Source organism: Kitasatospora phosalacinea (genome assembly GCF_000716545.1).
Taxonomy (GTDB): Bacteria; Actinomycetota; Actinomycetes; order Streptomycetales; family Streptomycetaceae; genus Kitasatospora; species Kitasatospora phosalacinea.
On sequence record NZ_JNWZ01000008.1, the window covers coordinates 114,965 to 130,996 of the forward strand.

A 16,032-nucleotide genomic window follows, 5' to 3' on the forward strand; every position below is an offset into this window, starting at 1 on the left:
CGTTTCACCGGGTGACGCGATCCCGCCCCGGGCCCCGACGGCCGCGCCCGCACGCCACAATGACGGCATGACCTCGCCCCTGATCGGCGTCGCCGAACTCGCCGACGCGCTCGGCACCGCCCGCCCGCCCGTCCTGCTCGACATCCGCTGGGCGCTCGGCGGCCCGCCCGGCGCCGAGGAGTACGCCAAGGGCCACCTGCCCGGCGCGCACTTCCTCGACCTCGACCTCGAACTCGCCGACCCGGCGGGCCCGGCCGGCCGCCACCCGCTGCCCGACCCCGACCGCCTCGCCACCGCGCTGCGCCGGGCCGGCGTCAGCGCGGACCGCCCCGTCGTCGCCTACGACGCCGGGCCCGCGCTCGCCGCCGCCCGCGCCTGGTGGCTGCTGCGCTGGGCCGGTCACGGCGACGTCCGCGTCCTCGACGGCGGCCTCGCCGCCTGGACCGCCGCCGGCCACCCGCTCACCACCGACACCCCGGCCCCCGGCGACGGCGACTTCAAGGTCGAACCCGGCCACCTGCCCACCGTCGACGCCGAGGGCGCGGCCGAACTCGCCCGCACCGGTCTGCTCCTGGACGCCCGGGCCGGCGAGCGCTACCGCGGCGAGACCGAGCCGATCGACCCCCGGGCCGGCCACATCCCCGGCGCGGCCTCCGCCCCCACCACCGAGAACCTCGGCCCCGACGGCCGCTTCCTGCCCCCGGCGGCGCTGGCGGCCCGCTTCGCCGCGCTCCACGTCACCGACCCGGCCCGCACCGCCGTCTACTGCGGCTCCGGCGTCACGGCCGCCCACCAGCTCCTCGCCCTCACCGTCGCGGGCCACGAAGGCGCCGCCCTCTACCCGGGCTCCTGGAGCGAGTGGTCCGCGAACCCGGCCAATCCCGTGGAACTCTGAGGCGGACGGGGCGGGAGGGCCCTTGGTACGCGCTCCCGCAGGGGCCCTACTCGGGCTTCTTGCGCCGCGACCCGAAGACGATCTCGTCCCAGCTCGGCACCGTCGCCCGGCGCCCGGGGCGGACGCCGTCCGCCTCGGCCTGGCGGTCGGTGGTGCCGACCAGGCGGTCCCGGTGCGGGGCGACGGAGCGCGGCATCAGGATGTCCGCGTACGCGGAGCCCGCGCCGACGCTCGCGGCGGGGGCCGCCGTCTCCTCGACCTCCTCGGGCTCCTCGGTGACCGCGGTCTCCACGCTCGGCCCGACCGGGGTCAGGTCGCCGCGGTAGGAGGGGACCACGTCCAGCAGGCTGGTCAGGGAGTCCCGCTCGGGGGCGGCCGCGGCCGCCGTCGCCGCGGCGGCGCCGGACTCCCGGGCCTCGCGGACCTGCATGATGCGGTCGGCGGAGGGCCGCTCGATCATCGGGCGGGCCGGGCGGTCCTGGGGGAGCCGGGCGATCCGCGGGATGAACGGGAAGACCGAGTCCTCCTCGCGCTCGACGTTCTCGCCGATCAGCGCGCGGGCCTCGTCGTCGTTGGGCTGGACCAGCCGCCGGGGCGGGTCGTAGGACCAGCCGGCCCGCCGGTGCTCGCCCTCGGCGCGGTAGACGAGGACGACCTCCCAGGTGCCGTCGTCGCGGCGCCAGGAGTCCCAGCGTTCGGTGTCCTTCTCGGCGCCGCGCAGCGCGAGGCGCTCGGCGACGGCCTCGCCGAGCTGCGGGCCGGTGGACTCGCCGTGGCGGCGGATCGCCGTCTTGCGGGCGCGCTCGGCCATGAAGGCGCGCTCGGCGAGGACCGGGCCCTCGAAGCGGCGGACGCGTTCCACCGAGATGCCGGCGGCCTGGGCGACCTCCTCCGCGGAGGCACCGGCTCGTATCCGCGCCTGGATGTCACGGGGGCGGAGGTGGCTCTCCACCTCGATCTCGATCTGGCCGAGCCGCGGGCGGTCACCCCGGACGGCGGCGCGCAGCCGCTCGTCGATCGGCAGGGTGTACTCCGTGCTGTCGGCAGCCTTGAGCACCAGCCGTGTGCCGTCATTGCTGACGGCCACGACGCGCAGTTCGGGCACGGTTACCTCCCGGGTGGTGCCTGCCGACGTCACCTGCGTCGCTGCTCCCGTACTGAGTGTGGCCTGCCCGCTGGCGAGTGGCCACAACCTTGCAGAGTTACCCGGCGTGTCGGGCTTCCACCCGGGCGCGCCGCTGTGGCACGGTTGCCTGTTTGCCACGTCGACGGTCGACATCGCACCCGGGCGCCCGGTCCAATCGTCTGACGGTTCGTCGACAACGAGTCCGAAGGCTCAGGCTCCACGAACAGTACTCCATTCGTGGCATCCGGAGGGGCGGCTCGCCGCTCAAGTCTCCCGCGAATCACCGGAATCTCAAGAGCGGGCACTCCATTGACCCGCCGACGATCAACTGACGGTGATCATCTTCACATATATCGACCGGGAAGAACCGGATTTTCGACCCTTGTGTCCTTCTTTGGGCAAGATGGAGAGGCTTGTTCGAAATTCCGACACACCGACCGAGGGACAGGGATGCCGCAGCAGAGGCAGCAGTTCGCGCACGGACCGGCCGCGGCCGAGCCGAAGGCGGAGCAGAGACGGCTCGACCTGACGGCCACTCAGGTCGCGGCGAGCGCCCTGGCGGCGGTGGCCGGTGCGGTGCTCGCCTCGGAACTCGGAGTGTACGGAACGATACTCGGTGCCGCCGTCGTCTCGGTGGGGGCGACCACCGGAAGCGCGCTCTTCCAGCACCTGTTCAAACGCACCGGGGAACAACTGCGCAACGCGGTGGAACGCGGCACCGAATCCACTCCCGCCGCGCACCCCGCACCCGCCCCGCCGGGCGGAATCAGCCCGGACTGGAACGCCCCCCGGGTGCTGCGCGCGAAACGCCGCTGGACCTGGAAGTCGTACGCGGCGGTCTCCGCGCTGGTGTTCGTGCTCGCGATGGTGCCGGTCGTCGCGGTGGAACTCGCCGCGGGGAAGCCGATGCACGACATCACCACCGGGCAGGAGGGCGGCGGCACCTCGTTCAACCCCTCGCGGCCGTCCGGCGAGGACCGGCAGCCGGCGGACCGGGACGACACCCCGTCCGCCGGGCCCTCCCCGACCGCCCCCGCGTCCTCGCCGTCACCGTCACCGTCGCCCACGCCGTCGCCGTCGTCCACGCCCGCGCCGTCGCCCGGCGGCCCGGCCGGGGCCGAGCCGTCCGGGGCCGCGTCCGCGCAGCCCTCGCCGAGCGTTCCGGCCGAGCCGTCCGTGCGGGCCCCGGCGCCGGACGCCGCCCCGAGCGCGCCGGACGCGCCGCCCGGGGCGGCGCGTCCGACCGGCTGACGAGGGGGCGGGTCAGGCGCCCAGCACCCGGCGCAGGTAGTCGTTGGCGAACCGGCGCTCCGGGTCGACCTTGTCGCGCAGCGCCGTGAAGTCGCCGAAGCGCGGGTACACCGAGGACAGGTACTCGGCGTCCCGGGTGTGCAGCTTGCCCCAGTGCGGGCGGCCCCGGTGGGCGGTCATCAGCTTCTCCACCTCGGTGAAGTAGGACAGTTCGCGGGTGCCCCGGTACAGGTGGACGGCGATGTACGCGCTGTCCCGGCCGTTCGCGGTGGACAGCCACAGGTCGTCCGCCGGGGCCACCCGCACCTCCACCGGGAAGCTGATCCGCCAGTCCGAGCGCTCCACCATCGCCTTCAGCTCGCGCAGCACCTCGGTGGCCGCCTCGCGCGGCACCGCGTACTCCATCTCGATGAAGCGCACCTTGCGCGGGCTGGTGTACACCTTGTGCGGCTGGTCGGTGAACCGGCGCTCGGACCAGGCCCGGCTGGCGATCCCGGCGATGGCCGGGATCGCCCCGGGGAAGGCGCGGCCCACCCGGCAGGCGCCCTCCCACACCGTGTTCGACACGAAGTCGTCGTCCAGCCAGGCCCTGAACTTCGGCAGCGGCGCGGCCGGGCCCTGGCTGCGGTTGTTCCGCTTGGTCGAGCAGCGGTCGGTGTGCGGGAACCAGTAGAACTCGAAGTGCTCGTTGACGGCCGTCAGGTCGTCGAAGGAGCGCAGCACCTCGTCGAAGCCCATCGGCTTCTCGTGCGCGCTCAGCAGGAACATCGGCTCCACCGCGAAGGTCAGCGCGCTCACCACGCCCAGCGCGCCCAGGCCCAGCCGGGCGCCCTGGAACAGCTCCGCGTCCTCGGTCGCCGAGCAGGTCCGCACCGAGCCGTCGGCGAGGACGATCTCGACCTCCCGGATCTGCGCCGCGAGTGAGCCGGAGTCCCGGCCGGTGCCGTGGGTGCCGGTGCTGGTCGCGCCGGCGACGGTCTGCACCTCGATGTCGCCCATGTTCGTCAGCGAGAGGCCCGCCGCCGCGAGCAGGCGGTTCAGCCGGTGCAGCGGCAGGCCCGACTCGACGGTGACCGTCCCGGCGGCGCGGTCGATCGAGCGGACGGCGGTGAGGTTGTCGGGGCGCACCAGCACGGCGTCCCCGGCGGCCGCGATCGAGGTGAACGAGTGCCCGGAGCCCACCGCCTTCACCGGCAGGCCGGCCCGCCCGGCGGCGACCACCGCGGCCGAGAGCTCCTCCACCGACCCCGGCGCCACCACCCGCGCGGGCCGCGCGCTCTGGTTCCCCGCCCAGTTCCGCCAGACCTCGGTCATCTCCAGAGCCTCCCGCTCGCGCGTCCCACCTTCCGGTTCTACCGGTGGGTACGGGAGCGTAGCCACAACGAACGCGCAGGTCTACGGCGAACGGGGGGCGGCCCCGCCCCGGTTCGCCCCCGCCGCTACGAGTTCACGGCCGCGACCTCCGCAGCGGGCACCCGCGCCGCCGCGAGCTGCTCGCGCAGCCGGGGACGCCCCGCGTAGGCGGCCGTCCCGGCCAGGAGGGCCGCCGCGGCCGGGACCCAGTAGCCGTTGGCGCTGCCGGCGGCGTCCACGACGATGCCGGCGGCGGAGGAGCCGACCGCGACGCCGAGGGCGAGGCCGGTGGTGGTCCAGGTCATGCCCTCGGTGAGGCGGGCGGCGGGGACCAGCCGTTCGACCAGGGCCATGGCGGTGATCAGGGTGGGGGAGATGGCGAGGCCGGAGAGGAAGAGCGCGGCGCCGACGCCGAACAGGGCCGCGGTGCCGTGCAGGAACTGCGCGGCCAGGACGAGCGGGGCCATCCCGACGGCCATCACGCCGACGCCGGCCAGGAAGCGGCGGTCCATCGCGCCGGTGAACTTCAGCGCGCCGAAGACCGCCCCGGCCAGGCAGGAGCCGAGGGCGTACACGGCCAGCACGTAGCCGGACGAGGCGGGGTGGCCCTGGGCCTTGGCGAAGGCGACGGTGACCACCTCGACCGAGCCGAAGACCACGCCGACCGCGCCGAGCGTCAGGATCAGGGTCTGGAGGCCCTTGTCCCGCACGACGGAACCGTCCGAGCGCTGCTCGACGGGGTGCGCGGGCGGCTCGGTGCGGCGCTGGGCGGTGAACAGCAGGATGCCGACCACCAGGAAGACCCCGGCGAGCAGCAGGCCGGACTCGGGGAAGAGCGAGGTGGCCAGGGTGGCGGCGAGGATCGGGCCGACGATGAAGCAGATCTCGTCCGCGACCGCCTCGAAGGAGTACGCGGTGTGCAGCTTGGGCGGCTCGTCCCGGTAGAGGTGGGCCCAGCGGGCGCGGACCATGGAGCCGGTGCTCGGCATCGTGCCCATGCCGGCGGCGAAGACGAACAGCGTCCAGTCGGGGAGGCCGTAGTGCGCGCCGAGCAGCAGCCCGGCGGCGGAGAGCACGGTGACGGCGGTCGCCGGGAGGGCGACCCGGCGCTGGCCGTGCCGGTCGACCAGGCGGGAGATCCGGGGGCCGAGGAGCGCGGCGGAGACGGCGAGGAAGGCGGACAGCAGGCCGCCGAGCCAGAAGGAGTCCTTGATCTCGCCGAGCATGGTGACGATGCCGATCCCGGTCATCGAGATCGGCAGGCGGGCGATCAGCCCGGTGAAGGAGAAGGCCAGGGAGCCGGGCGCGGCGAATATCTGGCGGTAGCTGGACAGCACGGGGGGCGGCTCCGTCGCAGGTCGGACCGGGATCGGGTGGGGGGAAGATACAACCATTGGTAATGCACGACTATCGTCCACACAGCTTACGAAGCGGGAGCGAACGTCCGCATCCGGGTTGTTCGCGGACATCCCGGACTCCGCGCACCCGTGACGGCCCGGGCCGTCACGGGTGGCAGGATCGGTTCCATGTCCGACACGCGCACGCCCAGCCAGACCGATCCGGCGCCGTACGACGCGCTGCTGCTGCTCTCCTTCGGCGGACCGGAGGGCCCCGAGGACGTGGTGCCGTTCCTGGAGAACGTCACCCGGGGGAGGGGGATCCCCAAGGAGCGGTTGACCGAGGTCGGCAAGCACTACTTCCTGTTCGGCGGCATCAGCCCGATCAACGCGCAGAACCGCGAACTGCTGGGCGCGCTGCGCGAGGACTTCGCCGACCACGGCCTGGACCTGCCGGTCTACTGGGGCAACCGGAACTGGGCCCCCTACCTGGAGGACGCCCTGCGGGAGATCGCCGACGACGGGCACCGCCGGGTGCTGGTGCTGGCCACCAGCGCCTACGCCGGGTACTCGGGCTGCCGGCAGTACCGGGAGAACCTGGCCGACGCGCTGGCGGTGCTGGCCGCCGAGGGCCGCCCGGAGCTGACGGTGGACAAGCTGCGGCACTTCTACAACCACCCCGGCTTCGTCGAGCCGATGACCGACGCCGCCCTCGCCGCGCTCGCCGAACTGCCGGCGGAGGCGCGCGACGGCGCCCGGCTGGCGTTCACCACGCACTCGATCCCGACCGCGATGGCCGAGACCTCCGGCGCCCCCGACGACCCGGCCCGCGGCACCCCCGGCGGCGCGTACGTCGCCCAGCACCTGGACGTGGCCCGACTGATCGCCGCCGCGGTGGCCGAGCGCACCGGCGTCGCCGACCGGCCGTGGGAGCTGGTGTACCAGAGCCGCTCCGGCGCCCCGCACACCCCGTGGCTGGAACCCGACATCTGCGACCACCTGGAGGCGCAGCACGCCGACGGCGCCGCGGCCGTGGTGATGGTGCCGATCGGCTTCGTCTCCGACCACATGGAGGTCAAGTACGACCTGGACACCGAGGCGGTGGCCAAGGCCGCCGAGCTCGGCCTGCCGGTCGCCCGGGCCGCCACCGTCGGCGCCGACCCGCGGTTCGCCGCCGCCGTCCGGGAACTCGTGCTGGAGCGGGCCGCCGCCCAGCGCGGCGAACCGGTCACCCGGTGCGCGCTGGGCGCCCTCGGCCCCAGCCACGACCTGTGCCCCACCGCCTGCTGCCCCAACCCGCGCGCCCCCCGCCCCGCCGCCGCCGAAGCCTGATCCCCCGAGAACGCGAGGAACCGGACCCGTGACCGACGACCTGCTGCAGGACCTGCTCGCCACCGCCGTCGAGGCCGCCACCCGGGCCGGCGCCCTGCTGCGCGACGGCCGCCCCGCCGACCTCGGGGTGGCCGCCACCAAGAGCAGCCCGGTGGACGTGGTGACCGAGATGGACCTGGCCTCCGAGAAGCTGGTGCTGGAACTGATCTCCGCCCGCCGCCCGGACGACGGCTACCTCGGCGAGGAGGGCGCCGACCGCCCAGGCATCAGCGGGGTGCGCTGGGTGGTCGATCCGCTCGACGGCACGGTCAACTACCTGTACGGGCTGCCCTCCTGGGCGGTCAGCGTGGCCGCCGAGCTGGACGGCGAGGCGGTCGTCGGCGTGGTCTTCGTGCCCGCCCGGGGCGAGCTCTTCCAGGCCGTGCGCGGCGGCGGCGCCACGCTGGACGGCCGCCCGCTGGCGGTCCGCCCGGCCCCGGTGTGGGGGCGGGCGCTGGTGGCCACCGGCTTCGGCTACCTGCGCGAGCGGCGGGTGCACCAGGCCGAGGTGCTGCACGCGCTGATGGGCGAGGTGCGCGACGTGCGCCGCGGCGGCGCGGCCGCCGTCGACCTGTGCGACCTGGCGGCCGGCCGGTTCGACGGGTACTACGAGCGCGGCCTGGCCCCCTGGGACCGCGCCGCCGGCCTGCTGATCGCCGCGGAGGCCGGCGCGCTCACCGGCTCCCGCCCGGGCCTGCCCGCGGACGGCGAGCTGACGGTCGCCGCCCCGCCCGGCGTGTTCGAACCGCTGCAGGCCCGGCTGGAGGAACTCGGCGCCTGGCACGACTGACCCGCCGCGCAGTGGGCAGACGCAGAGCGCCCCGGACCGGTGAACCGGGCCGGGGCGCTGGTCGGACAGGGCCGTACCGTGCGGTACGGGAGGGGAACGGTCAGGCGGCGGAGCGGTGGGTGCCGAGGACCGGGTCCACGCCGTGTTCGGTGGCGAGGCGCTGGAGGTCCTCCAGCTCGGACTGCTCGACCTCGGCCAGGAACTCGTCCCCGGACTCGATCGCGCGGTGCAGATCCTGCTCGGCGTTCTTGATCCGCTGAAGGATTCCGGCGGTGAAGGCGTCCATACGGGCCCCCTTTGCTGTGTCGACGGGCACGGTCCGAGCGACCCCCCGGCCAGGGACCCGACAAACCCCGGCGGGCACCTCGGACCGGAAGCAGCTTCCGGTCGGGCGCTCGGGCGGCGCTGGAGCCGCGACCCGGTGGTTTTCCGTCCCAGGCCGGTGCGGATGGGGCACTCGGCGGGTGGTGGTGGTCGTGACGCGTCGGCAGACGGCATCACGGTGTGCACGTGTCCTCCCCACCCCCGGGGCATGGAAACCTCCAACTCCCGGAAAAGTTGCCCGAGTCACAGTCCAAACAGGTACCGGGTGCTCCGTTTTCGCGGACGGCGCACCGGACTTACGACTGCTTTACCGCGCGACCAGGCAGGATGGAGGCACCGTCGGATCCGTCTGCCAGGATCCGCGCCCGGCGCACCAACGGCCCGCACGGGCGAGCACGGCCAGGGCCGCTCCAGCAGAAGGGACACCACCGTGCGGGTACTCGTCGTCGAGGACGAGCAGCTGCTCGCCGAGGCCGTCGCCACCGGCCTGCGCCGGGAGGCCATGGCGGTCGACGTCGTCTACGACGGGGAAGCCGCCCTGCAGCGGATCGCGGTGAACGACTACGACGTGGTGGTGCTCGACCGGGACCTTCCGCTGGTCCACGGCGACGACGTCTGCCGCCGGGTGGTCGAACAGGGCCTGGCCACCCGGGTGATCATGCTCACCGCCTCCGGCGACATCAGCGACCGGGTCGAGGGGCTGGAGATCGGCGCCGACGACTACCTCCCCAAGCCGTTCGCCTTCAGCGAACTCGTCGCCCGGGTGCGCGCCCTGGGCCGCCGCGCCACCGTCCCGCTGCCCCCCGTGCTGGAACGCGCCGGGATCAGCCTGGACCCGGGCCGCCGGGAGGTCATCCGGGACGGCAAGCCCGTCCAGCTCGCCCCCAAGGAGTTCGCCGTCCTGGAGGTCCTGATGCGGGCCGGCGGCGCCGTGGTCTCCGCCGAGCAGCTGCTGGAGAAGGCCTGGGACGAGCACACCGACCCGTTCACCAACGTGGTCCGCGTCACCGTGATGACGCTGCGCCGCAAGCTCGGGGACCCGCCGGTGATCGTCACCGTGCCCGGCTCCGGCTACCGGGTGTGACCCGCACCCCCGAAACACCCGCCAGCTGAGAGGACTTCCGGCCATGACCACCCCGCCACTCCCCGGCGGGGCCCCCGGCACGCCCGCCCCGGGCCCGGACCAGGTGCCCCCGCGACCGACGCACCCCCCGCGCCGCTCCGACCGCGACCGCGCCGACGACACCTACCACCCCGGCGACGGCCTGTTCGCCTGGCTGTCGCTGCGCCCCACCATCCGGATCCGGCTCACCCTGCTGTACGGCGGGATGTTCCTGATGGCGGGCGTGGTCCTGCTGCTGCTGATGTACTACTTCGTCCGCTCCGCCTTCGACCAGGCCCAGCTGCCGCACCTCACCCTCGGCCGGGGCGTCGCGATCACCGTCAACGGCGAGACGATCAGCGACCAGAACACCCTGGACCAGATGATGAACACCCTCCAGGAGGGCAACAGCAACCAGGCCCTGTCCACCCTGCTGCGCCGCGCCCTGACCGCCCTGGTCTTCCTGGCCGTGATCGCCTTCGCGGTCGGCTACGCGATGGCCGGCCGGGTGCTCCACCCGCTCGGCCGGATCACCCGCACCGCCCGCGAGGTGGCCGGCAGCGACCTGCACCGCCGGATCGACCTGGACGGCCCGGACGACGAGCTCAAGGAGCTCGCCGACACCTTCGACGAGATGCTGGAGCGGCTGGACCGCGCCTTCGACTCGCAGCACCGCTTCGTCGCCAACGCCTCGCACGAGCTGCGCACCCCGCTGGCGATCAACCGGACCCTGCTGGAGGTGCAGCTGGCCGACCCGGAGGTCTCGCCCGACCTGCAGCAGCTCGGCAAGACCCTGCTGGCCACCAACGAGCGCAGCGAGCAGCTGGTCGAGGGCCTGCTGCTGCTCGCCCGCAGCGAGAACGAGCTCACCGAGCGCCGCCCGGTCGACCTCGCCGAGGTCGCCCAGCGCGCCATGGAGCAGACCCGCGCCGAGGCCGCCACCCGCGAGGTCGAGCTGCGCGCCGAGCTCTCGCCCGCCCCCGCGCACGGCAACGGCGTGCTGCTGGAGCGGATCGCGCTCAACCTGTTGCAGAACGGCACCCGCTACAACGGCCCCGGCGGCTGGGTGGAGATCACCACCTCGGCGGTCCGCGGCGGGGGCGGCGAGCTGGTGGTGAGCAACACCGGCCCGGTCGTCCCCGGCTACGAGCTGGAGCACATCTTCGAGCCGTTCCGCCGGCTCAGGAGCACCGACCGCACCCGCAGCGACAAGGGCGTCGGACTCGGCCTGTCCATCGTCCGCTCCGTGGTGCGCGCCCACGGAGGCACCATCGAGGCCACTGCCCGCCCCGGAGGCGGCCTGCGGGTGCGGGTGCGCATCCCGTAGCCATCGGCCCGCCCCCGACCCGCCGGTGCCCCGTCCGGGCGCCCCGGCCCGGCGGAACTCCCCCCAGCCGCCCCCGCCCAGCCGTGTCAGAACGACATAAGTGCTGGACAGGGGCGGCTTGTCATTGCGGCCGAGACAACTTACGGTGTCGTAACCTACGCTTCCGTAGGTCAGTCCGTCCCCTCCGCCTTGGAGCAACCGCCGTGACCATCGCCCCCGTGCAGCGCACCGCCACGACCGCCTGGACCGACGCCAGGCTGATCCTCGCGCTCGAAGAGGTCGTGGAGACCGAGCTGAACCGTCACCTCAAGGTGGCCAAGGAGTGGATGCCGCACGAGTACGTGCCGTGGAGCCAGGGGCGGGACTTCGACGGCGTGCTCGGCGGCGAGGCGTGGTCGCTGGAGCAGTCCAAGGTCACCCCGCTGGGCCGGATCTCGCTGGTGGTCAACCTGCTCACCGAGGACAACCTCCCGAGCTACCACCACGAGATCGCCAGCATGTTCGGCCGCGAGGGCGCCTGGGGCGCCTGGGTGCACCGCTGGACCGCCGAGGAGGGCCGGCACGGGATAGCGATCCGCGACTACCTGCTGGCCACCCGCGCCGTCGACCCGGTCGAGCTGGAGCGGGCCCGGATGTCGCACATGTCCGAGGGCTTCGAGTCGGACAACGCGCACAGCATGCTGCAGTCCGTCGCCTACGTCGCCTTCCAGGAGCTGGCCACCCGGATCGCCCACCGCAACACCGGCCACCACTCCGGCGACCCGCTCTGCGACCAGCTGCTGGCCAAGATCGCCAACGACGAGAACCTGCACATGGTCTTCTACCGGAACCTGCTCAAGGCCGCCCTGGAGCTCGCCCCCGACGAGGCCATGCGCGCCATCGCCGACGTGGTGATCAACTTCCGGATGCCCGGCCACGGCATGCCCGGCTTCGAGCGCTCCGCCGCCCAGATCGCCATCGGCGGCATCTACAACCTGCGGATCCACCACGACGACGTGCTGCAGCCCGTGCTGCGCCACCTGAAGGTCATGGAGATCACCGGCCTCGGCCCGGTCGGGCAGCACGCCCAGAACGAGCTGGGGGCCTTCCTGGACGGCCTGGACGCCCAGGCCACCCGCTTCGACGAGCGGCAGGCCGCCCTGCTGGCCCGCCGCGCCGCCGCGGCCGCCGCCCGGGCCTGACGGCCCCGCTGCGGCCCGCGCCGCGCCCCGCCCGTCGCGGTCCCGCCGGGGGCCGGTCCGAGCCACTCCTCGGACCGGCCCCCGGCGGCGTGTCGGCCCGCTCGGACGTACCGGTGGGTACGCGGACAATTCGACGGCGCGCGCCCTCGTCGAAAGGCCCGCTTTGACGGCAAAAGCCCGCTGTCGCGTCCAATGTGACGAAACTCACACGTGTCCGGAAGGCGGCCCCGCCCCCCTCGATGGGGTGATCACCCGTTCGGGTCAGACGGTTGCGCTGGGTGACCGGGCGGACCGGTCGGCGGCCTCGGTGCTGATCTCCAAGAACCTTGCCTCGCCGTCGAGTTGATACCCCCGGTACTCCCGTGCGGCCACGGACCGTGATGATCGACAAGTTCCGGTCCGAACCGATTCACCCGTACGGTGGACGGTGTTCGGTCCCCGTTCGATCACCCCAACGGACTCCTGTCCGGATGTCGATTGAGTAACGGGGCTTGAAGTAAGGCACAATCTCGGCCTCGGGTCGGGCACAAGACCGGCCCCCCAGGCGTTACGTGCGCTGGAGATACCCGCACACACCCAAAGGGGGAGAGCGAAAACTATGGCAACGGACTACGACACCCCACGCAAGACCGATGACGACCTCAACGAGGACAGCATCGAGGAACTCAAGGCCCGCCGGAACGAGAAGGCGTCCAGCTCCGTGGACGTCGACGAGTACGACGCCAACGAGGGACTGGAGCTTCCGGGCGCCGATCTCTCGAACGAGGAGCTCTCGGTCCGAGTGCTGCCCCGCCAGGCCGACGAGTTCACCTGCATGAGCTGCTTCCTGGTGCACCACCGGAGCCAGCTCTACAGCGAGAAGAACGGCCAGCCGATCTGCCGGGACTGCGGCGCCTGAAAACGGGGCGGCACTGGCTCGGGCGGGCGTCACCCCTCAGCCGGCCCGGTACGCCGCCCCGTCCGGTCCCGAGCAGCAGGACCGGAGGCAGTAGCAGCGACCGTCCCGAGCGGTCGCACCCGGTAGAGCGCGAGCCGTGCGCCTGCCACCGCAGTGCTCGCAGACAGACCGAAAGGGACGCTCCCACTTCCGAGTGGGGCCGTCCCTTTCGGTTTTCCGGGCCCGTTCCGACCGCCCGGCCGCGCGAAGAACCTTTCAGCGGCTCCGCTCGGCGCCCCGCGCCGCCGCCGACGCCTCGGCCAGCGCGTCCGCCAGCTTATGCGGGGAGCGCGTCGACAGGTACAGGTACGGGGTCGGGTCGGCCGGATCGGTCACCTCGACCTTCAGCGCCGTCGGCACGTAGCTGCGCAGCAGCATGAACGCCCGCGGATCGGCCTTCACCGACCGCCAGGCCACCGCCTCCTTCGGGTTCAGCACCTCGGCCGCGCCCAGCGCGCTCACCGGGATCCGGGCCGGCCCGGCCACCAGCGAGCCCTGCACCACCCGGATCCGCGCCGAGCCGTAACTGCTCAGCGCGGCGGCGCCCGCGGCCACCCCCACCACCAGCCCGATCAGCGCGCCCACCCCGCTGAACCGGAGCAGGACCAGCGCGAGCGAGAGCCCGAGCGCCACGGACAGCAGCCACCAGGACCGCGGGACGGTGAGACGTTCCTCGTACATGCCCTCCATTGTGGGCGCTCCCCACACCGCGCGGACCCCCCGGGGGCCCGCGCGGCGGGCCGGTTCGCGCCTGTCCCGGGAAGCTACCGGCAGGTAGGGTCGGCGCCGTGAACGGACCCACCACCCCCACCACCCCGCCCGCGGACGCCGTCCTCCCCGACCGCTCACCGCTGGCCCCCGCGCCCGGCACCCCGATCGGATCCCACTACGACGAGTGCTTCGGCTGCGGCCCGCAGCACCCCCAGGGGCTCCAGCTCACCGCCGTCGCCGGCGAACACCTCGACGTCACCGCGCAGTTCACCGTCAAGGCGGCCCACCAGGGCGGCCCCGGCCTGGCCCACGGCGGCGTCCTGGTCAGCGCCATGGACGAGACCCTCGGCACGCTCAACTGGCTGCTCGGCGCCCCCGCCGTCACCGGCCGGCTGGAGACCGACTTCGTCCGCCCCGTCCCTGTCGACTCCGTGCTGCACATCCGCGCCCGGGTGACGGGCGTGCACGGCCGCAAGGTCTACAGCGCCGCCGAGGGTCGCATCGACGGCCCCGACGGACCGGTCGCCATCCGGGCACAGGCACTCTTCGTCCAGGTGAAGCTGGAACACTTCACCACGCACGGTCGTCCAGAGGACGTGCGGAAGGTCCTGGACGACCCGGACCAGATCAAGCGCGCCCGAGCCTTCGAGGTGAACCCGTGACCGACCCCGTCCGCCCGCCCGTCGACATCCTGATCCGCCGGCTCGACCCGGAGATCCCGCTCCCCGCCTACGAGCACCCCGGCGACGCCGGAGCCGACCTGCGCACCACCGTCGACGCCGAACTCGCCCCCGGCGAACGGACACTGCTCCCCACCGGCATCTCCATCGCGCTACCGGACGGTTACGCGGCGTTCGTGCACCCGCGATCCGGGCTCGCGGCCCGCTGCGGAGTTGCACTGGTGAACGCCCCGGGGACGGTCGATGCCGGGTACCGTGGTGAGATCAAGGTGATCGTCGTCAACCTGGACCCCAAGGAGCCCGTCAGCTTCAAGCGGGGTGACCGGATCGCCCAGCTGGTCATCCAGCAGGTCGAGAAGGCGCGCTTCCACGAGGTGGGTGAACTCCCGGGTTCGGTCCGCGCCGAAGGCGGGTTCGGGTCGACCGGCGGCCACGCCGCGGTCTAGCATGCGCCGCGGTCTCGGTTCCGCCGAGCAGCACGACGAGCGGGTGGAAGCGGTGCGATTGCAGCGGTTTTCGGCCGGTCCGATGGGTAGCAGGTAGCAGATATTCGCGTTCGGTCTTGGATTCGGTCTTGGACCGGGAAGGACAGTGACCGTGTTCCGTCGTCGCAAGAGCGAGGACGCTGTCGAGCAGCTCGCCGAGGACGCCATCAGCGCCGACGAGACGGCCGATGACGTCGAGGGTTCCGTCGAGAGCGAGAACGACACCGAACCGGACCCGGCCGAGCGGGTCGGCCTCCCGCCGGCCCCGCGCCCGGACGGGCCGTGGGACATCTCCGAGCTGGAGAAGCCCGAAGAGGGCCGGGTCGACCTCGGGGGCCTGCTGATCCCCGGTGTCGAGGGCATGGAACTGCGGGTCGAGGTCGCCGGTGACGCGATCGTCGCCGCCACCCTGGTGCTGGGCAACAGCGCCGTCCAGCTCCAGGCGTTCGCCGCCCCCAAGTCGGAGGGCATCTGGGGCGAGGTCCGCGAGGAGATCGCCAACGGCATCACCGGCCAGGGCGGCGTCGTCGAGGAGGAGGAGGGCCCGCTCGGCTGGCACCTCCGCGCCCAGGTCCCCGTCCAGCTGCCGGACGGCACCCAGGGCGTCCAGCTGGTCCGCTTCGTCGGCTGCGACGGCCCCCGCTGGTTCCTCCGCGGCGTGATCTCCGGCCAGGCGGCCGTCCAGCCCGAGATGGCCGGCCTCCTCGAAGAGGTCTTCCGCCAGACCGTCGTGGTCCGCGGCGAGGCCCCCATGGCCCCCCGCGACCCGATCGTCCTCAAGCTTCCCGAGGACGCCCAGATGGTCGCGGACGGCGCCGCCGCCCCCGCCGACGCCGAGTCGCCCTACACCGGCGGCTCGATCGACCCCTTCTCGCGCGGTCCCGAGATCACCGAGGTCCACTGACCTTTCCGGACGCTCCGCGTCCCCTTCCGCCCCCGCGCCGCCCGGCGCGGGGGCGGATTTGCTTCGCGGCCACCGGTCCCCGTACAGTTCCGGAGTCGCGCCGAGAGGGGCGAACGAAAGCGAGTTCGAGGAAACACCGGTGAAACGGTGGCGAAAACCTCTGATAAGCTGGGAACACGAAAGAACGAAGCGCCCGGAGGGTCCGCAGGGATGCGGCTCGAAGGAAGCGTCCGTTCCTTGAGAACTCAACAGCGTGCC

The 16,032-nt window shown here is 73.3% G+C and carries 16 protein-coding genes; 11 read left to right on the top strand and 5 right to left on the bottom strand.

Annotated features, from left to right (window positions below):
• Positions 1–67: 67 nt before the first annotated feature.
• Positions 68–895, top strand: a complete 828-nt coding sequence (locus OO48_RS06150; RefSeq protein WP_033213315.1) for a sulfurtransferase — start codon at positions 68–70, stop codon at positions 893–895.
• Positions 896–941: 46 nt separating this feature from the next.
• Here the strand turns inward: OO48_RS06150 and sepH are convergent, their stop codons facing one another.
• A complete protein-coding gene (sepH, locus tag OO48_RS06155) occupies positions 942–2,033 on the bottom strand; it encodes a septation protein SepH (protein ID WP_081951940.1) in 1,092 nt (363 codons plus the stop codon).
• Between the two features lie 438 nt (positions 2,034–2,471).
• Between sepH and OO48_RS34905 the strand changes: the two genes are divergently transcribed.
• Positions 2,472–3,272: a hypothetical protein gene (locus OO48_RS34905; RefSeq protein WP_051731787.1), complete on the top strand. Its 801-nt coding sequence runs from the start codon at positions 2,472–2,474 to the stop codon at positions 3,270–3,272.
• Between the two features lie 12 nt (positions 3,273–3,284).
• Here OO48_RS34905 and OO48_RS06165 read toward each other — a convergent pair whose 3' ends face one another.
• Positions 3,285–4,586 carry a D-arabinono-1,4-lactone oxidase gene (locus OO48_RS06165; protein ID WP_033213317.1) on the bottom strand — a complete coding sequence of 434 codons (1,302 nt, stop codon included), beginning with the start codon at positions 4,584–4,586 and terminating at the stop codon, positions 3,285–3,287.
• A gap of 125 nt (positions 4,587–4,711) precedes the next feature.
• A complete protein-coding gene (locus OO48_RS06170) occupies positions 4,712–5,962 on the bottom strand; it encodes an MFS transporter (RefSeq protein WP_051731788.1) in 1,251 nt (416 codons plus the stop codon).
• 189 nt (positions 5,963–6,151) lie between these two features.
• On the opposite strand from OO48_RS06170, the gene OO48_RS06175 reads away from it, so the two are divergent.
• Complete coding sequence (locus OO48_RS06175) at positions 6,152–7,294, top strand: ferrochelatase (RefSeq protein ID WP_033213318.1); 1,143 nt, start codon at positions 6,152–6,154, stop codon at positions 7,292–7,294.
• Between the two features lie 28 nt (positions 7,295–7,322).
• Positions 7,323–8,123: an inositol monophosphatase family protein gene (locus OO48_RS06180; RefSeq protein ID WP_033213319.1), complete on the top strand. Its 801-nt coding sequence runs from the start codon at positions 7,323–7,325 to the stop codon at positions 8,121–8,123.
• Positions 8,124–8,223: 100 nt separating this feature from the next.
• Here OO48_RS06180 and OO48_RS06185 read toward each other — a convergent pair whose 3' ends face one another.
• Positions 8,224–8,409 carry a hypothetical protein gene (locus OO48_RS06185; RefSeq protein ID WP_030458050.1) on the bottom strand — a complete coding sequence of 62 codons (186 nt, stop codon included), beginning with the start codon at positions 8,407–8,409 and terminating at the stop codon, positions 8,224–8,226.
• Between the two features lie 468 nt (positions 8,410–8,877).
• Here OO48_RS06185 and OO48_RS06190 point away from each other — a divergent pair, with 468 nt between their 5' ends.
• From OO48_RS06190 to OO48_RS06205, 4 genes are all read left to right on the top strand, one after another.
• On the top strand, positions 8,878–9,531 hold the full coding sequence (locus tag OO48_RS06190; protein ID WP_030458051.1) for a response regulator transcription factor: 654 nt from the start codon (positions 8,878–8,880) through the stop codon (positions 9,529–9,531).
• A 43-nt stretch (positions 9,532–9,574) separates the two neighbouring features.
• The gene (locus tag OO48_RS06195; RefSeq protein WP_033213320.1) at positions 9,575–10,876 is read left to right on the top strand and encodes a sensor histidine kinase; all 1,302 of its coding nucleotides are present in this window, start codon (positions 9,575–9,577) and stop codon (positions 10,874–10,876) included.
• A 203-nt stretch (positions 10,877–11,079) separates the two neighbouring features.
• Positions 11,080–12,057: an acyl-ACP desaturase gene (locus OO48_RS06200; protein WP_033213321.1), complete on the top strand. Its 978-nt coding sequence runs from the start codon at positions 11,080–11,082 to the stop codon at positions 12,055–12,057.
• 598 nt (positions 12,058–12,655) lie between these two features.
• Positions 12,656–12,955 (top strand): DUF4193 domain-containing protein, encoded by a 300-nt coding sequence (locus OO48_RS06205; protein ID WP_014138508.1) that lies wholly within the window; start codon positions 12,656–12,658, stop codon positions 12,953–12,955.
• A gap of 255 nt (positions 12,956–13,210) precedes the next feature.
• Here the strand turns inward: OO48_RS06205 and OO48_RS06210 are convergent, their stop codons facing one another.
• Positions 13,211–13,675: a DUF3093 domain-containing protein gene (locus OO48_RS06210; RefSeq protein ID WP_425338510.1), complete on the bottom strand. Its 465-nt coding sequence runs from the start codon at positions 13,673–13,675 to the stop codon at positions 13,211–13,213.
• A 107-nt stretch (positions 13,676–13,782) separates the two neighbouring features.
• Here OO48_RS06210 and OO48_RS06215 point away from each other — a divergent pair, with 107 nt between their 5' ends.
• The 3 genes from OO48_RS06215 to OO48_RS06225 all read left to right on the top strand — a co-directional run bounded on the left by OO48_RS06215 (position 13,783) and on the right by OO48_RS06225 (position 15,774).
• A complete protein-coding gene (locus OO48_RS06215; protein WP_033213323.1) occupies positions 13,783–14,367 on the top strand; it encodes a PaaI family thioesterase in 585 nt (194 codons plus the stop codon).
• Positions 14,364–14,831 (top strand): dUTP diphosphatase, encoded by a 468-nt coding sequence (gene dut, locus OO48_RS06220; RefSeq protein ID WP_033213324.1) that lies wholly within the window; start codon positions 14,364–14,366, stop codon positions 14,829–14,831. The genes OO48_RS06215 and dut overlap by 4 nt, the downstream gene beginning before the upstream one ends.
• 151 nt (positions 14,832–14,982) lie before the next feature.
• Positions 14,983–15,774 (top strand): DUF3710 domain-containing protein, encoded by a 792-nt coding sequence (locus tag OO48_RS06225; RefSeq protein WP_033213354.1) that lies wholly within the window; start codon positions 14,983–14,985, stop codon positions 15,772–15,774.
• Positions 15,775–16,032: the final 258 nt, after the last annotated feature.